This window comes from Nocardia albiluteola (genome assembly GCF_018860155.1).
GTDB lineage: Bacteria > Actinomycetota > Actinomycetes > Mycobacteriales > Mycobacteriaceae > Nocardia > Nocardia albiluteola.
On sequence record NZ_JAHKNI010000023.1, the window covers coordinates 1 to 17,626 of the forward strand.

16 protein-coding genes and 1 pseudogene are annotated in these 17,626 nt (G+C 67.8%); 8 read left to right on the top strand and 9 right to left on the bottom strand.

The window, feature by feature from the left end; all coding sequences use genetic code 11:
• The 7 genes from sucB to KO481_RS39325 form a co-directional block, all read left to right on the top strand.
• Positions 1-1,097 (top strand): 2-oxoglutarate dehydrogenase, E2 component, dihydrolipoamide succinyltransferase (sucB, locus tag KO481_RS39295; protein ID WP_215923643.1); only part of this gene is annotated, 1,097 nt, incomplete at its 5' end.
• A gap of 31 nt (positions 1,098-1,128) precedes the next feature.
• Entirely contained in the window at positions 1,129-2,022 is an 894-nt protein-coding gene (locus KO481_RS39300) for a TIGR01777 family oxidoreductase (RefSeq protein WP_215923644.1), read from the top strand.
• Positions 2,023-2,140: 118 nt separating this feature from the next.
• Complete coding sequence (locus KO481_RS39305; protein WP_215923729.1) at positions 2,141-2,680, top strand: GNAT family N-acetyltransferase; 540 nt, start codon at positions 2,141-2,143, stop codon at positions 2,678-2,680.
• A gap of 71 nt (positions 2,681-2,751) precedes the next feature.
• Positions 2,752-3,486 carry a lipoyl(octanoyl) transferase LipB gene (lipB, locus tag KO481_RS39310; protein ID WP_215923730.1) on the top strand — a complete coding sequence of 245 codons (735 nt, stop codon included), beginning with the start codon at positions 2,752-2,754 and terminating at the stop codon, positions 3,484-3,486.
• A 24-nt stretch (positions 3,487-3,510) separates the two neighbouring features.
• Entirely contained in the window at positions 3,511-4,560 is a 1,050-nt protein-coding gene (gene lipA, locus KO481_RS39315) for a lipoyl synthase (protein ID WP_215923645.1), read from the top strand.
• 117 nt (positions 4,561-4,677) lie between these two features.
• Positions 4,678-6,894: an elongation factor G-like protein EF-G2 gene (locus KO481_RS39320; RefSeq protein ID WP_215923646.1), complete on the top strand. Its 2,217-nt coding sequence runs from the start codon at positions 4,678-4,680 to the stop codon at positions 6,892-6,894.
• Between the two features lie 43 nt (positions 6,895-6,937).
• Positions 6,938-7,687 carry a DUF4191 domain-containing protein gene (locus KO481_RS39325; RefSeq protein WP_215923647.1) on the top strand — a complete coding sequence of 250 codons (750 nt, stop codon included), beginning with the start codon at positions 6,938-6,940 and terminating at the stop codon, positions 7,685-7,687.
• A 50-nt stretch (positions 7,688-7,737) separates the two neighbouring features.
• On the opposite strand, the gene KO481_RS39330 is transcribed toward KO481_RS39325, so the two are convergent.
• On the bottom strand, positions 7,738-8,262 hold the full coding sequence (locus KO481_RS39330) for an RDD family protein (RefSeq protein ID WP_215923648.1): 525 nt from the start codon (positions 8,260-8,262) through the stop codon (positions 7,738-7,740).
• Positions 8,263-8,637: 375 nt separating this feature from the next.
• On the opposite strand from KO481_RS39330, the gene glnA reads away from it, so the two are divergent.
• The gene (gene glnA, locus KO481_RS39335) at positions 8,638-10,074 is read left to right on the top strand and encodes a type I glutamate--ammonia ligase (protein ID WP_215923649.1); all 1,437 of its coding nucleotides are present in this window, start codon (positions 8,638-8,640) and stop codon (positions 10,072-10,074) included.
• Between the two features lie 180 nt (positions 10,075-10,254).
• Here the strand turns inward: glnA and KO481_RS45040 are convergent.
• From KO481_RS45040 to KO481_RS39375, 8 genes and pseudogenes are all read right to left on the bottom strand, one after another.
• Positions 10,255-10,392, bottom strand: a pseudogene (locus tag KO481_RS45040) (IS982 family transposase); the annotation flags it as partial.
• Between the two features lie 141 nt (positions 10,393-10,533).
• On the bottom strand, positions 10,534-10,830 hold the full coding sequence (locus tag KO481_RS39345; RefSeq protein ID WP_215923651.1) for a YciI family protein: 297 nt from the start codon (positions 10,828-10,830) through the stop codon (positions 10,534-10,536).
• 275 nt (positions 10,831-11,105) lie between these two features.
• Positions 11,106-11,870 (bottom strand): DUF8020 domain-containing protein, encoded by a 765-nt coding sequence (locus KO481_RS39350; protein WP_215923652.1) that lies wholly within the window; start codon positions 11,868-11,870, stop codon positions 11,106-11,108.
• 69 nt (positions 11,871-11,939) lie between these two features.
• Entirely contained in the window at positions 11,940-12,518 is a 579-nt protein-coding gene (locus KO481_RS39355) for an RBBP9/YdeN family alpha/beta hydrolase (protein ID WP_215923653.1), read from the bottom strand.
• 43 nt (positions 12,519-12,561) lie between these two features.
• Positions 12,562-13,386, bottom strand: coding sequence for an SDR family NAD(P)-dependent oxidoreductase (locus KO481_RS39360; RefSeq protein ID WP_215923654.1), 825 nt, complete (start codon positions 13,384-13,386; stop codon positions 12,562-12,564).
• Between the two features lie 76 nt (positions 13,387-13,462).
• Complete coding sequence (locus KO481_RS39365) at positions 13,463-15,022, bottom strand: long-chain-fatty-acid--CoA ligase (protein ID WP_215923655.1); 1,560 nt, start codon at positions 15,020-15,022, stop codon at positions 13,463-13,465.
• A 66-nt stretch (positions 15,023-15,088) separates the two neighbouring features.
• Positions 15,089-16,414: an MFS transporter gene (locus KO481_RS39370; protein WP_215923656.1), complete on the bottom strand. Its 1,326-nt coding sequence runs from the start codon at positions 16,412-16,414 to the stop codon at positions 15,089-15,091.
• A gap of 121 nt (positions 16,415-16,535) precedes the next feature.
• Positions 16,536-17,585, bottom strand: coding sequence for a beta-keto acid cleavage family enzyme (locus tag KO481_RS39375; RefSeq protein ID WP_215923657.1), 1,050 nt, complete (start codon positions 17,583-17,585; stop codon positions 16,536-16,538).
• Positions 17,586-17,626 lie beyond the last annotated feature (41 nt).

A 17,626-nucleotide genomic window follows, 5' to 3' on the forward strand; every position in this document is an offset into this window, starting at 1 on the left:
CGGCCCCCGCGCCCGCCCCCGCACCGGCCCCGGCGCCTGTCGCCGCGGCTCCCGCTCCGGCACCGGCTCCGGCTGCTCCCGCGCCGGCCCCCGCCCCGGCGGTAGCCCCCGCGCATGCGGCCGCCCCGAGCAACGGGAACGGCGAGATCCCCTACGTGACCCCGCTGGTTCGCAAGCTGGCCGCCGAGAACAACGTCGACCTGGCCGCACTGAAGGGCTCGGGCGTCGGCGGACGCATCCGCAAGCAGGATGTGCTGGCCGCCGCGGAGGCCAAGGCCCCCGCCGCCGCAACTCCCGCGGCACCGGCACCGGCACCGGCTGCCACCGCAACGAAGGCTCCGGCCGCGCCCGTGGGCGTGCGCCCCGAGTTGCAGGCCCTGCGCGGCACGGTCCAGAAGGCCAGCCGCATCCGCCAGATCACCGCGACCAAGACCCGCGAGTCGCTGCAGACCACCGCGCAGCTGACGCAGACGCACGAGGCCGATCTCACCAAGATCGCCGCGCTGCGGGCAAAGGCCAAGGGCGCCTTCGCCGAACGGGAGGGTGTCAACCTGACCTTCCTGCCGTTCTTCGCGAAGGCGGCCGTGGAGGCGCTGGGCGTGCACCCCAACATCAACGCCTCCTACAACGAGGACACCAAGGAGATCACCTACCACTCGGCCGTGCACCTCGGTATCGCGGTGGACACCGAGCAGGGCCTGCTCTCCCCGATCATCCACAACGCCAGCGACCTGTCGCTGGCCGGTCTGGCCCGCGCGATCGCCGACATCGCCAACCGCGCCCGCACCGGCGGTCTCAAGCCGGACGAGCTGGCTGGCGGCACCTTCACGATCACCAACATCGGCAGCCAGGGCGCGCTGTTCGACACCCCGATCCTGGTTCCGCCGCAGTCGGCGATGCTGGGCACGGGTGCGATCGTCAAGCGCCCCATGGTGATCTCCGGCAACGGCGACGAGTTCATCGGCATCCGCTCGATGTGCTATCTGCCGCTGACCTACGATCACCGGCTGATCGACGGCGCCGACGCCGGACGTTTCCTCACCACCATCCGGCACCGGCTGGAGGAGGCCGCGTTCGAGGCCGATCTCGGCCTGTAGTTCTCCTGGTAAGGAAATTCGGTAACGCAGCATGAGGGTTGTGATCGCCGGCTCGTCCGGTCTGATCGGAACGGCACTGGTGGTGGCGCTGCGCCGGGACGGGCACGAGGTGTCCCGTCTGGTGCGGCGCCCCGCCGCGGCCCGCGACGAATTCGCCTGGGATCCGGCCCGGGCGCAGGTGCCCGAGCGGGCCCTGCGTGGCGCGGATGCGGTGGTCAACCTCTGCGGCGCCGGCGTGGGACGACGCCGCTGGAACGGCACCTACAAGCAGGAGCTGCGCGACAGCCGAATCACACCCACCGATGTGCTGGCCACCGCGGTCGCCGCCGCGGGGGTGCCGACGCTGGTCAACGCCAGCGGGGTGCACTACTACGGCGGCGACACCGGTGATCGCGTCGTCACCGAAACCTCCCCCACCGGAACGGGTTTCCTGGGCAGCCTGTGCCGCGATTGGGAGGCCGCGGCACAACCGGCCGCCGACGCCGGGGTGCGCGTCGTGCTGCTGCGCAGCGCACTGGTGCTCTCGCGGCGCGGCGGCATGCTGACCATGCTGGAGCCGCTGTATTCCCTCGGACTGGGCGGGCGACTGGGCAGCGGCCGCCAATACATGCCGTGGATCTCGCTCGACGACGAGATCGGTGCCCTGGTCTTCGCCCTCACCCACGAGAGCGTGCGCGGCCCGGTGAACATGGCCGGACCCGCACCGGTCACCAACGCGGAGTTCACCCGCGCGCTGGCCCGCACCCTGCACCGGCCCGCCCCACTGGTCGTCCCTGCGGTCGCGTTGCGGGTGCTGATCGGCGAGTTCGCCGAGGAGGCGATCCTGCACGGCCCCCGGGCCATCCCGGCCGCCCTCGAGGAGGCGGGGTATTCCTTCCGGCACAACACCATCGGGCAGGCCCTGTCCGCACTCTTCGCCGCCTGACGGGCGCTGTCGGGCCCGGCCCCAGCACGGGATGAGGTCGGTCACTATCGGACTCGGCGGTTCATAGCGTGGGCGAATCGGCGGTTACCGTGGGATTGTGAGTGACAACGGGCATCGGGTGCCGATTCGTGACGCGCGGCCGACGGACCTGCCGGAGATTCTGGCGATCCACAACAACGCGATCGCCGAGACGACCGCGATCTGGGATACCGAGCCCGCGGACCTCGACGAGCGCCGCGCCTGGCTGCGGGACCGCGAGGCGGCCGGGTTCCCGGTACTGGTCGCCGACATCGACGGCGCCGTGGCCGGATATGCCAGCTACGGCCGGTTCCGGCCCAAGTCGGGCTACCGCTTCAGCGTCGAGAACTCGGTGTACGTCGCCGATCGGTTCCATCGCCGCGGGATCGCGACCGCGCTGCTGACCGAGCTGCTGGCCCGGGCCGAGCGCGGCGGCCGGGTGCACGCGATGATCGCCGCGATCGAATCCTCGAACATCACCTCGATCGCGCTACACGAGAAGTTCGGATTCGGGACCGTTGGGGTACTTCCTGAAGTGGGTCACAAGTTCGGCAGATGGATGGATCTGACATTGATGCAACTCACATTTGTCACCGTGGATCTCGCGGAATCAGGTAACGATAGCGTAACGTCCCGATAGTGAGTGAGCCCGTGAACATCCCCGCAGCAACCGGCGAGCCCCTGTTGACCGAAACCACCGCGCTCCCGGTGATTCCTCCCGCCCGCCGGCTCACCGAAACCGCCCGCTTCGACCAGACCCCGGTCGACGTCGACTATCTCGGCCTGGTCGAGTACCACAGTGCCTGGGAGCTGCAGCGCCGCATCGCCGCCGAGCGCGCCCAGGGCCACGGCCGGGATCGACTGCTCCTGCTGGAGCATCCGTCGGTCTACACCGCGGGCCGCCGCACCGAACCGCAGGACATGCCAATCGACGGCAGCCCCGTGGTCCACGTCGACCGCGGCGGCAAGATCACCTGGCACGGTGCGGGCCAGCTGGTCGGCTATCCGATCGTGCGCCTGGCCGAACCGGTCGACGTCGTCGACTACGTGCGCCGGCTCGAGGAGGCGCTGATCGCGGTGTGCACCGGGCTCGGACTGGACACCGGACGCGTGCCGGGCCGGTCCGGAGTATGGATCCCCGCGAACTCCCTGCAACCCGAGCGCAAGGTGGCGGCGATCGGTGTGCGCGTCGAGCGCGGCGTTGCGCTGCACGGCATCTCGCTCAACTGCGACTGCCCGATGAGCGGCTTCGACGCGATCGTGCCGTGCGGCATTCGCGACGCCGGGGTGACGACGCTGAGCCGGGAACTGGGCCGCGAGGTCCACGTATCCGAGGTGCTGCCACTCGTGGCCGACGCGATCGTGCGGGCCCTCGACGGCGACCTGCCGATTTGCAATCACGATATTGCGCACGTCACACCGGTCGGAGCCGGAACCGGCGCCTGACGCGGCGGGCGTAGCATCGTTCGGGTGACTTCCGTCGATACCCCGACACCCAGCAATCCGGTTTCACCCAACGGCCGGAAGCTGCTGCGCATCGAAGCTCGCAACGCCGAGACTCCGATCGAACGCAAACCCTCGTGGATCCGCACCCGTGCCACCATGGGCCCGGAGTACACCGAGCTCAAGGGCCTGGTGAAACGCGAAGGGCTGCACACGGTCTGCGAGGAGGCGGGCTGTCCCAACATCTTCGAATGCTGGGAGGACCGGGAGGCCACGTTCCTGATCGGCGGCGAGCAGTGCACCCGCCGCTGCGACTTCTGCCAGATCGACACCGGCAAACCCGCCGCGCTCGACCGCGACGAGCCGCGCCGGGTGGCCGAGAGCGTGCAGGCCATGGGACTGCGCTACTCGACGATCACCGGCGTGGCCCGTGACGACCTCGAGGACGGCGGCGCCTGGCTCTACGCCGAGACCGTGCGCGCGATCAAGCGGCTCAACCCGCACACCGGCGTGGAGCTGCTCATCCCCGACTTCAACGCCGTGCCCGAGCAGCTGGCCGAGGTGTTCGCCTCCCGTCCAGAGGTGCTGGCACACAACCTCGAGACGGTTCCGCGCGTGTTCAAGCGCATCCGCCCGGCCTTCCGCTACGAGCGGTCGCTGGCGGTGCTGACCGCGGCCCGCGAGGCCGGTCTGGTGACCAAGTCGAACCTGATCCTGGGCATGGGCGAGACCCCCGAGGAGGTCACCCAGGCCATGCGCGATCTGCACGAAGCGGGCTGCGACATCCTCACCATCACCCAGTACCTGCGGCCCTCGCCGCGGCACCATCCGGTGGATCGCTGGGTGAAGCCGGAGGAATTCGTCGAGCACTCCAACGTCGCCACCGAGCTCGGCTTCGCCGGTGTGATGGCCGGACCGCTGGTGCGCTCCTCGTATCGCGCGGGTCGGCTGTATGCCCAGGCCATGACGCATCATGGCCGCGAAATCGCCCCGGAGATGGCGCATTTGGGCCAGGAGGGCACCGCCTCGCAGGAGGCGACCTCGGTGCTGGCCCGCTTCGGTTCCGGAAACGCCTAGCGCAGAGCCCCCTCGCCATCGCTCGCGGTGTAGCTGCGGATCTTTCGAATCGGTGACACACGAAGGTCGCCGGTGGGAAGCTCGGATTAACCACACGTGTCTACCTCGGGAGCACAGATGGTCGAGAGAGCGAGTACGCCGGGCGTCAACGGCAAGGCGCTGACGGCGCAGCGACCGGAGGATATCCGCAATGTGGTGCTGGTCGGGCACTCCGGTTCGGGCAAGACCACGCTGGTCGAGGCGCTGGCAATGGCCACCGGCGCGCTGACCAGGGCCGGACGGGTCGAGGACGGCACCTGCGTCTCGGACTACGACGATATCGAGCAACGCCAGCACCGATCGGTGCAGCTGTCGGTGGTGCCGGTCGGCTGGGACGGGATCAAGATCAATCTCATCGATACGCCGGGATATGTCGATTTCGTCGGCGAGCTGAGGGCCGGTCTGCGTGCCGCGGACGCGGCCCTGTTCGTCATCTCGGCCGCCGCGGGCGCGGATGGCGTCGGCGGGCAGACGCTCGCGCTGTGGGAGGAGTGCGCCGCGGTAGGCATGCCGCGAGCGCTGGTGATCACCCATCTGGACGCCGCCCGCGCCGACTTCGACGACATGGCCGCCACCTGCCGCGACGTCCTGGGCGGCGGCGCGGCCGAACGCGTACTGCCGCTGCATCTTCCGGTGTACGGCAAGCTCGGTGCCGACGGGCACCGGCCGGTGATCGGGCTGGTCGATCTGCTCACCGAGCGCGTCTTCGACTATTCCGCGGGGGCGCACACCCAGACCACGGCGACACCCGAACAGTCGGCGCTGCTCGAGCAGGCACGCGGGCGGCTCATCGAGGGCATCATCGCCGAGAGCGAGGACGAGACCCTCATGGAGCGCTACCTCGAGGGCGAGCAGATCGATCTCGCGACGGTGGTCACCGATCTGGAGCGCGCGGTGGCGCGCGGCACCTTCCATCCGATCCTGATCGCGGCGCCGCCGCCCGAGGGCGCGCGCGAGGGGCTGGGCATGGTGGAGGTGCTGGACCTGATCGCCCGCGGATTTCCCACGCCCGCGGAGCATCCCGTCTCCGCGGCCGATCCGGCGCGCGGCTCCCGGCCCGCCCCGCTGGCCTGCGATCCGGCCGCGCCGCTGGCCGCCGAGGTGATCCGGACGACGTCGGATCCGTACGTCGGACGGCTGTCGCTGGTGCGGGTGTTCTCCGGAACGCTGCGCCCGGACGAGACCGTGCACGTCTGCGGCCACGGCGTCGACGGGCACGGGCCGGACGGCGCCGGGCATGACCACGACGCCGACGAGCGGGTCGGCGCGTTGTCCGCGCCGTTCGGCAAGCAGCAGCGCCCGATCGGCGAGGCCATCGCCGGCGATATCGCCTGCGTCGGAAAGCTCGGTCACGCCGAGACCGGTGATACCCTGTCCGCCCGGGAAACCCCGCTGCTGATCGAGCCGTGGCCGATGCCCGAACCGCTACTGCCGGTGGCGGTGCGGGCGCACAGCAAGGCCGACGAGGACAAGCTGTCCCAGGGGCTGTCCCGGCTGGTCGCGGAGGACCCCTCGGTGCACCTGGAACAGAACAGCCAGACCCACCAGCTGGTGCTGTGGTGCCTCGGTGAGGCACATCGCGACGTCGCACTGGAGCGATTGCGCTCCCGCTTCGGGGTGCAGGTCGACACGATCGAGCATCGGGTGGCGCTGCGGGAGACGTTCGCCTCCACCGCGTCGGGCCGCGGCCGGCACGTCAAGCAGTCCGGCGGGCACGGGCAGTACGCGATCTGCGAGATCGAGGTGGATCCGCTGCCGGAGGGTTCGGGAATCGAATTCGTCGACAAGGTGGTGGGCGGAGTCGTTCCGCGGCAATTCATTCCGTCCGTGGAGAAGGGCGTGCGCGCCCTGGCCGCGCGCGGCATCGCCGGCGGATACCCACTGGTGGACGTGCGGGTGACGCTGTTCGACGGCAAGGCCCATTCAGTCGATTCCTCCGATGCCGCATTCCAGACCGCCGGGGCCCTGGCGCTGCGCGAGGCCGCCGCGGCCGCACGCGTCAGCCTGCTCGAACCGATCGCCGAGGTGGCGGTCACGGTCAGCGACGACTACGTCGGTGCGGTGCTGTCGGACCTGTCCAGCCGCCGCGGCCGGGTACTGGGCACCGAACCCGCGACCGCGGGGCGCACCGTGATCCGGGCCGAGGTCCCGGAGCTGGAGCTGAGCCGCTACGCCATAGATCTGCGCTCGATCTCGCACGGGTCCGGGCGGTTCACGCGGGCATACTCGCGGCACGATTCGATGCCGCCGCAGCTGGCGGACAGTATCCGATCCCAGGCCGAGGCAACGGTGTGAACCGGGCGCGTCGAAGCCGATCGCTGGCACTATCCTGAGTGACATGGCAGCAGGTAAGGGCGGCGCCGCGGCGTCGAAGGAAGCGAAGGCCGCAGCGAAGGCCGCGCGCAGGAAGGCGTCCAAGGAACGGCGCCAGCAGCTCTGGCAGGTGTTCCAGATGCAGCGCAAGGAAGACAAGCTGCTGCTGCCGATGATGATCGGCGCCGTCGTCGGCATCACCGCGATCCTGGTGATCATCGGCCTGTTCCTGCACATGCAGTGGTACATGCTGCCGATCGGCCTGGTGCTGGGCGGCCTGGTCGCATTCATCATCTTCGGCCGCCGCGCGCAGAAGAACGCGTATGCCCGCATGGACAATCAGGCCGGCGCCGCGTGGTGGGTGCTGGACAATCTGCAGGGCAAGTGGCGGCCTACCCAGGCCATCGCCGCCACCGCACAGCTCGACGCGGTGCACCGGGTGATCGGCCTGCCGGGCGTCGTCCTGGTCGCCGAGGGCTCCCCGCATCGGGTCAAATCGCTGCTGGCGCAGGAAAAGAAGAAGACCGCCCGCCTCGTCGGTGACACCCCGATCTACGAGGTCGTCGTCGGCAACGAGGAGGGTCAGGTGCCACTGAAGGAGTTGCAGCGCTACATGACCAAACTCCCCCGCAACATCGACGCCAAGCGCATGGATCTGATCGAGGGCCGGCTGTCCGCGCTGGCCACCCGCGGCGGGCCCGCGCTGCCCAAGGGTCCGCTGCCGGGCGGGGCGAAGATGCGCGGCATGCAGCGCACGGTGCGCCGCCGCAGCTGAGAATCCGCACATGCCGAAGGCCCGCCTCACCCGAGGCGGGCCTTCGTGCGTCAGCGGGAGCGGGCCAGCGCCGTTCCGGTGGCGCGGTCGTGCATGCCCCGGCCGTCGGAATCGGCAAACAGCGCGGGCACCACGAACACCAGAAGCACCTGGCGAACCAGCGCGCGCACGAACCCGACCGACGCGTCGGCATCCACCCGCACGACCCGCATGCGCAGGAAGAACTGGCCGGGGGTGAAACCGAACAGCGTCACGGTGGCGACGCCGATCACGAACCAGACCAGGAAGGTCGGCGTGGACAGTGCGCTGGTGACCGCCTCGAAATTGGACGGCGGCTGCTGCCCGGCCGCGACGTGCATCTTCGCAATGATCCGCACGGGATCGGGCCGGACGATCAGCGCCGCGACACCCGTCGCGATAATCCAGTCGACGAACAGCCCCACGGTGCGCCGAGACATCGAAACCAGCGATCCGGCACCGGATTTCGGCAGTCCCAGCAGCTGGCCCGGGTACTCGTCCGCTTGCGGATCTCCCGCGTCGGGTCCGGACAGCCAGGAACCGGTAATACGTGCCATGCATCCAGCGTAACCACGGCCGAACCCGCGATTCACCCCGGTGGCTCGGCCGGATCCGCCGCGATACCCACGGGATTTGCCGCAAGGAAGCCGACGGCGACCCGGGACCGCGCGCGGAGTGTCCCCGGCCACATTTTTCGGGACCTTTACATCCGGTCGATACTGGGCGGTGGCAGGATATGCCTGCTGGTCGAGCATGCTCGCGGATTGCCCGGTCGACACTGACGGCCGGGGCCCACGGGCATCCGCGGCCGGCACGACGTGTAACACCAGCGAAACACAACCTTGATTGTCGGGAAACACCGCATCCATAACGTTCAGCAGCGATGCCCAGCGATCGGTACGAGCTGGGAAACGATCCGTAAGGAGTACTAAGTGGCGTTCAGCACGGCCGACGAGGTCATCAAGTACATCAAGGAAGAGGAGGCCGAGTACGTCGATATTCGGTTCACCGACCTTCCCGGCGTGACGCAGCACTTCTCGATTCCGGCCAAGGCCTTCACCGCCGACCTGGCCGAAGAGGGTCTGGCTTTCGACGGCTCCTCGGTTCGCGGCTTCCAGTCGATCGACGAGTCCGACATGCTGCTGCTGCCCGACTTCAGCACGGCTCGGATCGACCCGTTCCGCGCGGCGAAGACGCTGAACCTGAACTTCTTCGTGCACGACCCGTTCACCCGCGAGGCCTACAGCCGCGACCCGCGCAACGTCGCCCGCAAGGCGGAGGAGTACCTGCGCTCGACCGGCATCGCGGACACCGCCTACTTCGGCGCCGAGGCGGAGTTCTACATCTTCGACTCGATCCGCTACGACTCGGCCATGAACGGCGCCTTCTACGAGATCGACTCGATCTCGGGCTCCTGGAACACCGGCGCGGAGTTCAACCCGGACGGCACGCCGAACCGCGGCTACAAGGTTCGTAACAAGGGCGGCTACTTCCCGGTCGCGCCGTACGACCACTACGTGGATCTGCGCGACAAGATCTCGACCAACCTGCAGGACGCCGGTTTCGAGCTGGAGCGCGGCCACCACGAGGTCGGCACCGCCGGCCAGGCCGAGATCAACTACAAGTTCAACACCCTGCTGTCCGCGGCCGACGATCTGCAGCTGTTCAAGTACATCGTCAAGAACACCGCGTGGCAGGAGGGCAAGACCGTCACCTTCATGCCCAAGCCGCTGTTCGGTGACAACGGCTCGGGTATGCACGTGCACCAGTCGCTGTGGAAGGACGGCAAGCCGCTGTTCCACGACGAGGCCGGTTACGCGGGCCTGTCGGACCTGGCGCGCCACTACATCGGCGGCATCCTGCACCACGCCCCGTCGCTGCTGGCGTTCACCAACCCGACCGTGAACTCGTACCACCGCCTGGTCCCGGGCTTCGAGGCCCCGATCAACCTGGTGTACTCGCAGCGCAACCGCTCCGCCGCGGTCCGCATCCCGGTCACCGGCAACAACCCGAAGGCCAAGCGCCTCGAGTTCCGCGCGCCGGACTCCTCGGGCAACCCGTACCTGGCCTTCGCCGCCATGATGATGGCCGGCCTGGACGGCATCAAGCGCAAGCTCGAGCCCGCCGCCCCGGTCGACAAGGACCTCTACGAGCTCCCGCCGGAGGAGGCCAAGAACATCGCCCAGGCCCCCACCAACCTGGCGTCGGTCATCGACAAGCTCGAGCAGGATCACGACTACCTCACCGAGGGCAACGTCTTCACCGAGGACCTCATCGAGACCTGGATCGACATCAAGCGCACCCAGGAGATCGCCCCGATCAACCTGCGCCCGCACCCCTACGAGTTCGAGCTGTACTACGACGTGTAATCCTGACCTGCGTGTTTAGGCCCGATTCGGGCTCTCGGTACGCAGCGGGTACGCAGTAGAAAGTCGAGTCCATCCGTTCGGTGATCACTCCCGCGATCACTCGGCGGGTGGACTCGTCTGTATCCGGCCACAGGTGGCCGTATATCGCACGTCGCGAAGCGCGCGCTCGATCTGCCACGGCAGCGACTGGGCCACTGCCAGGCAGATCAGTTCCGAATCGGTCAGTATCGGGGGCCGGCCCGTCCAGCGCGGTCCGGTCAACTCGTCGTCGATCTTGACGTACAGCGCGGTCAGAAGGGTATCGAGGTCAGAACTCACAAGCCGACGTCGATACCCTTCCCCGCAAGAAAACTCGAGCCCCCACGCCGCGAACCGGGCCACAAACCCACCCGTCGAGCCACTTGCACCTTTACACGCGGTTCAACGTGTCCGAACACAGATAGCCGAAAGCCCTGCCGGTCAGGCATTCTCCCGAGCGAGGTAGGCCAGCGCGGGAGCGGTCTTGGTCGGAACGAACTCGACCACCTCGTACGTTGCCGCGCCAGCCACGCCGAACGGATCTTGTTTCAGGACCGCGTCGAGCTGGGCACGGGAGCCGACATCGGCCAAGATCACACCGCCCGTACGCGGCACCCGACGCCCCGACGCGACGAAAACGCCCGCAGCATAGTTGGCGTCCAGCCACGCACCGTGCTCAGGGATCAACGAGTCGATGGTTTCCAGGTCGGCGGTGTAGGTGAGTATCACGACAAACATCAGCTCATCCTCCCCCACCGCCAAACTCTGGACCTCGACACCACCGCAGAAACGAGTTGGGACTTACTCGTCTAGTGGGTTTGGAACATGTTCTCTCCACGGACTACCTGCTGTCGGTGGTCCCACGACGGTGGCAAACGACACGGTTTCTTCTGATCGCGGGAGCGGCCCTCCGTCCATCTGCGGCGAGGCGTGTGCTGGTGAGCTGGGTCGCTTTCGGTGTCGAGCCGCTCCCGGTGATCGTTGCGGAGGGTCTGAAGGAGTGTGAGCGGATCCTATTTCGCGGGTGCCGCGGGCTGGAGGGGGTCTTTGCAAGCGGGGACGTTGGGCGGGCAGGGTGCGAGGATGGTGGAGAAGTATTGGATGGCGGCGAACAGGGTGATGGGCCCGCCTGCGAGGATGAGGCCGGTCATCGAGCCGACCGCGCCGAGGGTTGCCGCGCCGAGGACACAGCCTGCGATCGCGGCGCCAACGAAAGGCGCCAGCAAGACGATGACCGGGCTGCTCAGTACGGCACCGGCCGCGGCGCCGACAAGACAGCCGATTCCGCCTCCGAGTACCGCGCCGAGGATGGCGCTCACGGCGGCGCCGATGGTGACTCGCTGGGTGAAGGTGCCGAGGGCCTGTGCGTCTCGCGGGTTGACCGATTCGGCGATCTGCGCGGCTTTGCCTACGGGGATGATCTGGTCGGGGCTGACGGCCTGGACGGGGCGAGGGTTGTCTTTGGACGGGGTCAGGGTGGCCGTGGTGCCGTCGACGCGCGCATCGATGGGGTGCGCGGTGTTGTCGATCTGGTAGGTGAGTGGGAGGGCGGCGACCGGTTGCCCGTTGTGGTCGGTGAGGACCAGTTGGTCGTCGATGATTTTCAGTTTGCCGTCGGTGGTGGTGAGGACGGCGGAGCTGCCGTCGCGGTGTACCTCGTAGTGCACGGCGTTCGGTGGTTGTTCGCTGGGTTGCGGCGCGGCAGTCGCGGTGGCGGTGGTGATGGCAATGGCTGTTGCCGCGAGAATGGCGGTCGCGGCGGTTTTCCTCATCTTCATGGTGTTCCTCAACTTCATCGGTGAGATCGGCGCAGCCGGTTGGTGGTCTGTGCCTGTGGGGAGGTGGGGTTACGTGTCGGCGGTGGCGGTCATTTCGTGGAGTAGTTGTTCGGCCCGGGGCCATGGCCCGTAGCCGGAGGCGGGGTCGAGGTGCCCGACGGGGCCGAGGTCGACCAGGCGGCTGCCCCAGGCTTCGGCCAGGCCAGCGACGCGGCGGCGGGTGGCGAGTGGGTCGTTGCTGCTGGCGGCGAGGATGCTGGGGAACGGCAATTGCCGGCGTGGGAGGGGGTTCCAACCATGGCGGGTGAGCTGGTCGGTGGTCGGGTAGCCGTCCGGCAGCGGGGTGTCGAAATCCGGTGGTGTGACCAGCAGGGCTGCGTGGATGTCGCGGGTGGGGTGCTGCGCCCAGTGCACGGTGGTGAGCACGCCGGCGCTGTGCGCGACCAGCACGACCGGCTGCGGGACTTCCCGCAGGGTGGTCTCCAGTGCGGTAACCCAGGCGTCGCGGTTCAGTCGCGCGTCGCCCGGTGGCCGGCGCACGGTGCGGGTGCTGGGAAGTGTTGCGGCGAGCTGGTTCTGCCAGTGGTCGTCGCCGTGATCTCCGAGGCCGGGGACGATCACGACGACCGGTGCGGGGGTGTGGTTCACGGTGCTGCTCCAGGAAACTCGCGGGCCTGCTTCGGGCGGGGTGTCAGATGACGAGTCCGCCGTTGGGGCTGATGATCTGACCGGTGAGGTAGTGGTTGTCGCCGGCGAGGTATACGGCGAGGGAGGCGTACTCCTCGGGGGTGCCGAGGCGGCCGACGGGGATCATCTGATAGAGGCTGCCCAGCTGTTCGGGGGCGGCGGTGTCGAGATACGCCTGGAACGGCGGGGTCAGCACGCCGCCGCAGGCGATGGCGTTGACGAGGATGTTCGCTCCGGCAACGTCGAGTGCGACGGTTTTGGTGAGGCTGGCCACGGCGGCCTTGGAGGCCGAGTACCCGGGGCTGTGGGTGCTGGCGGCGGAGATGCCGGCGACGGAGCTGATATTGACGATGCGGCCGTGGCGTTGTGGCTCCATGTGGCGCAGGGCGGCGCGGGTGCAATAGAACACGCCGTGGACGTTGACCTCCCACCATTTGAGCCAGTCCTGGTCTGTGAGACTGCTGGTGATGCCGAGCGAGCGGCGTTCCATCGGAGTGGTCATGTAGGCGTAGTGCAGGTTGCGGCGCTCGGTGTCGGCGGGTGAGGACGGCACGAGTGCGGCGTTGTTGACCAGGATGTCCACCGTGCCGAAGCGGTCGGCGGCATCGGCGAACATCCGGTCCACTGCGGCCCGATCGGAGACATCGCAGCGCACCGGCAGGCAGTACCGGCCCAGCGCATCGATCTCTTGTGTGAGTTCGGCCAGTTTGTCGTCCTGGATGTCGCAGGCGACGATGTCGGCTCCAGCGCGCGCCATCGCCAGCGCGATGGCCTTTCCGAGTCCCTGGCCGGCGCCGGTGACGACGGCGGTTTTGTCGGTCAATGTCATGGGCATTTTCCCGTCTTCCTTACGTGTTGCCGCTGCCGGCAACGGCGTGGGAGGTGGTGGTGTGGGGTGGCTGGTTTCAGCTGTGGGTGCGGAGTTCGCGTTTGAGGATCTTGCCGGTGGCGGTCATCGGCAGCGCTTGGACGAATTCGATGTGGCGGGGGTATTTGTAGGCGGCCATCTGATCTTTGGCCCAGGCGATGAGGTCGTCTTCGGTCGGCTGGGCGCCGGGAGCGGGGATGATGTAGGCCTTGATTTCCTCACCGTGGCTCTCGTGCGGGATGCCGACGACCGCGGCCAGGGACACCGCCTCGTGGGTCATGAGGACTTCTTCGATCTCGCGGGGATAGACGTTGAGACCGCCGCGCACGATCAGGTCCTTGGCACGATCGACGATGTGGTAGAAGCCGTCGGAGTCGCGGCGGGCCAGATCGCCGGTGCGGAACCAGCCCTCGCGCATGACCTCGGCGGTGGCATCGGGCCGGTTGTAATAGCCCTTCATGACGTTGTGGCCGCGGATGACGATCTCGCCGACGACATGGCTGCCGGTGAGGGTGTTCCAGTCGTCGTCGACCAGCCGCGCCTGCACTCCCCACACCGGTGTCCCGACCGAGCCGGGGCGCGGACCGTGCTCGAGGCTGCCGAACAAGGCCATCGGGGAGGTTTCCGACAGGCCGTAGCCTTCGAAGATGTCGATGCCGAACTGCTGACGGAATCGGGTGAGGATCTCCACCGGTAATGCGGCGCCGCCGGAGAGGGCCAGCCGCATGCACCCGGCGATCGCGTCGATGTCGATGGTTTCGGTGTCGTCGAGGGCGTTGAGCAGGCCCCAATACATGGTGGGAACGCCAGCGAACACGGTGATTTGCTCGGTCTGCATCAGCGCCAGCGCGGCGGCGGCATCAAAGCGGGGGTGTAGCACCAGGGTTGCGGCGACGGAGAATCCGGCGTTCATGTTCACCGTCTGACCGAAGGAGTGGAACAGCGGCAGTACCAGCAGATGCCGGTCGTGACGGGCCGGATGGTTGTCGAACTGCCGGTTCGCGGTGAACGCGTTGAGCAGCATGTTGGCGTGGGTCAGTTCGGCGCCTTTGGGTTTGCCTGTGGTGCCCGAGGTGTAGAGGATCACCGCGGTATCGGTCGCTTCCCGGACTCGGGTGGCGAACTCGGTGGGCTGGGGCCGCAATTGCGCGGACAGGCCGTCGGCGGTGCCGTCGTGCTGCGGGGCAGGTGTGTCGATGCGGAACAGATGTTCACATCCGGGTGCCTGGTCGAAGCCGGCGCGGCCGTAGTCGCCGATCGGCAGGTCGGTTGTACCGTCGTGGCAGAAGTAGGCTTTGGCGTCGGAATCGTCGAGGTGGTAGGCGATTTCGCGGTCCTTGAGCAGGATGTTGAGCGGGACCACGACCGCGCCTGCTTTGAGGATGCCGTAGTAGATGATCGGAAACCACGCCAGGTTGGGGCACGACAGCGCGACTTTGTGACCGGGCTCGATGCCACGGGCGACCAGCAGGTTGGCGACCTGGTTGGCCGTAGCGTCCACCTCGGCGTAGGTGAGGCGATCACCGGCGGCGACGAGCGCCTCCCGCCCCGGGGTGATGCGAGCTGAATCTTCCAGCAACACAGACAAATTGAGCATGACAAACCTTCATTGACAGGATTCGTGAACGGTGACCAGGCGGCAAGGATCGGCGAATGGGACCGGTCAAGCCGATGGCGATACGGCCTGCAACCGAGCCAGCGCGTGCAGGTCGGCCGGGTGGGCACGCTTGCCGACAATCGCGACGGCCAGGACGACGAGGTAGACCAGCGGAACCAGCCGCAGCGCGGTGGCCAGCCCGTAGTGGTCGGCGAGAAAACCGACGACCAGCGGACCGGCCGCCAACCCGAAAACGTTGTTGAACAACACGGCCGTCCCGAACGCGGTAGCGCGCAGGCTCGCGGGGGTGAGACCGACGACCAGGGAAGACACCGCACCGGTCGAACCGGCGACGAACGGCGCCCCGATACCGAGCACGATCAGCTGGGCAGGTCCGGTGGGCAGACCGAAGGCGACCATGAGCACGACGAGAGACACCGCGCAATACACCACCACCGTGCTCCACAGGCGAACGGGCTCGGTGCGGGCGACCCGGTCGCTCACCATGCCGCAGCCGATCATGCCGACGCCGATCAACAGCGCATACACCGCAGCGGTGAGACCAGCGCGATCGGGGGCCATCCCGTAAGAGCGGTTGAAGAAGCTGGGCAGCCAGGCCATCAGCACCGCCGACACGAACAGCTGCAGACCCCCGGCCAGATAGACGCACCACACCGGCACCGTGGAGAACAGGCTCGACAACGGCGCCCGCACGCTTGGCCCCGGGTCTTGCTGAGCAACGGCGTTGTCAGCGATGTAGTGGCGTTGCAGGCCACGTTCGGACACGAGCAGCCGGAACGCCACCACTAGCAGCAGACCGAAGACCGCCATCGCAGCGAAGGTCCAGCGCCATCCGATGTGGCGGGCGATCACCCCGCCCAAGGCGATTCCCAGAACCGAGCCGAAGGAACCGCCGGCGAGGAATGTCCCGCTGACCGAGGCGCGCAGCCGCGGGGCGAAGACGCTGACCACCACGGCAGCACCGACGCTGCCATAGGCGGCCTCACCGACCCCGAGCAGGAAACGAGCGCCCAGCATCTGGCCGAAGTTGCCAGCGCATGCGCACAGCAGGGTGGCGACGCTCCAGAAGGTCGCCATGATCAACAAGCTGCGCACCCGCCCCCAGCGGTCGGCAAGCAGCGACAGCGGCACCGTGCCCAACGCAACCATCAACGCGACCACGCTGGTGAGCGCGCCCAGCCGCGAATCCGACAGTCCCCATTGCGTTTTCAGATACGGGAACACCCCCGGCAGGACCTGCCGGGACATGTAGTCCGACAGCAGCAGCCCGAAAATCAGAGCGAACACGACCCACGGAAAGATCCGTGAGCGCCTCGGCGATGTGCCTGCGGTCCTCGCCGACGAGTCGGTGGGGGTGGTGGAGATGTCCATGGCGCTTCCTCGAGCCTGGTGGACCGGCGGAACCGCCGCGCACGGCCGGTCCGTCGGCGAACGAACAGGGCGGGTTGGGTCGGCCGCGATGTGCCCGGCCGACCCACTCGCCTGTGAAAGGTCAAGCGTGGTGCAGGAATCCGACCTGGCCGGGCTGCCGGTTGGGCGCGAACCCGATCTTGGCCAGCGCGTCGTCGGTGTCGGAGTAGACCTCGTCGAACAGGTAGATCTCGCGCGCCTCCTTGCAGGAAGCCACGTTGCGGCCCAGTTCGTCGGCGATGCGGACCATCTGCTCGACCTGCTGCACCGAGGTGCGCCGCTCGCCCTTACGGCCCCACAGGTTGTCCTCGATGCCGACCCGCACATGCTGACCCAACGCGATCGCGATAGTGCACATCGGGGTGACATTGCGCATGATCGTCTCGATGGTCAGCACCGCCCCGTCCGGCGTGCGGCGGATGAACTCGAGCAGGTCCGCGGGATGCAGTCCCGCCGCGCCGCCGCCGATCGCCACGTAGTTCAGCACCAGCGGGCCGGTGTAGAAGCCGCGCCGAATCAACCGCTCCACCGTCTCCAGCTGAGGCAGATTGCCGAGCATGAACTGCGGCTGGATGCCGGCCGCGGTCAGCCGGCGCAGATGCTCGAGGTAGAACTCCGGCCCGGCCTCGACCACCATGTCGCGATATGCCTTCTGCAGCACCGGGTTCAACAGAGAAGTGCCCGCGATGTCGTCGTCGGAAAGCAGCTCCATAACGTTCATCTGGCTGGTATTGATGGCGATGGTGACCTGATCGGGCTTGGGATCGAGCTCGGCCAGCATGTGGCGGGTGTCGTAATCGAGCCACTTCGCCTGGTCGCCACCCTCCGGCGGCGCGAACGAGATCGACCCGCCGACCTGCAGGATCATCTCCGGCACTGCTTCCCGGAGCCGGCCCAGCATCTCGTTGAACATCTCCAACCGTTTCGATCCGTGCCCGTCGAGCTCGCGCACGTGCACGTGCAGCACCTGCGCGCCCGCGTTGTAGCAGTCCACCGCCTTCTGGATCTGCTCGTCCATGGTGACCGGAATGTCGTCGGAATCGCCGGGCAGGAACTCCGGGCCGTACGGGGCTACCTGGATAACCAGTTTCTCCTGGTTCTCCGGCAACAGTGAATCATCGAGGTAGTGCATGATCGTCCTTCCTGATCGTTGTGAGTTGCGCGGTGCGGAAC

Bases quoted from the DNA above. Each gene is read 5' to 3' on its own strand.
- KO481_RS39300 (WP_215923644.1), top strand. From the start codon at position 1,129: ATGAGGGTTGTGATCGCCGGCTCGTCCGGTCTGATCGGAACGGCACTG.
- KO481_RS39320 (WP_215923646.1), top strand. From the start codon at position 4,678: ATGGTCGAGAGAGCGAGTACGCCGGGCGTCAACGGCAAGGCGCTGACG.
- KO481_RS39325 (WP_215923647.1), top strand. From the start codon at position 6,938: ATGGCAGCAGGTAAGGGCGGCGCCGCGGCGTCGAAGGAAGCGAAGGCC.
- KO481_RS39330 (WP_215923648.1), bottom strand. From the start codon at position 8,262: ATGGCACGTATTACCGGTTCCTGGCTGTCCGGACCCGACGCGGGAGAT.
- KO481_RS39345 (WP_215923651.1), bottom strand. From the start codon at position 10,830: ATGTTTGTCGTGATACTCACCTACACCGCCGACCTGGAAACCATCGAC.
- KO481_RS39350 (WP_215923652.1), bottom strand. From the start codon at position 11,870: ATGAAGATGAGGAAAACCGCCGCGACCGCCATTCTCGCGGCAACAGCC.
- KO481_RS39360 (WP_215923654.1), bottom strand. From the start codon at position 13,386: ATGACATTGACCGACAAAACCGCCGTCGTCACCGGCGCCGGCCAGGGA.
- KO481_RS39365 (WP_215923655.1), bottom strand. From the start codon at position 15,022: ATGCTCAATTTGTCTGTGTTGCTGGAAGATTCAGCTCGCATCACCCCG.
- KO481_RS39370 (WP_215923656.1), bottom strand. From the start codon at position 16,414: ATGGACATCTCCACCACCCCCACCGACTCGTCGGCGAGGACCGCAGGC.
- KO481_RS39375 (WP_215923657.1), bottom strand. From the start codon at position 17,585: ATGCACTACCTCGATGATTCACTGTTGCCGGAGAACCAGGAGAAACTG.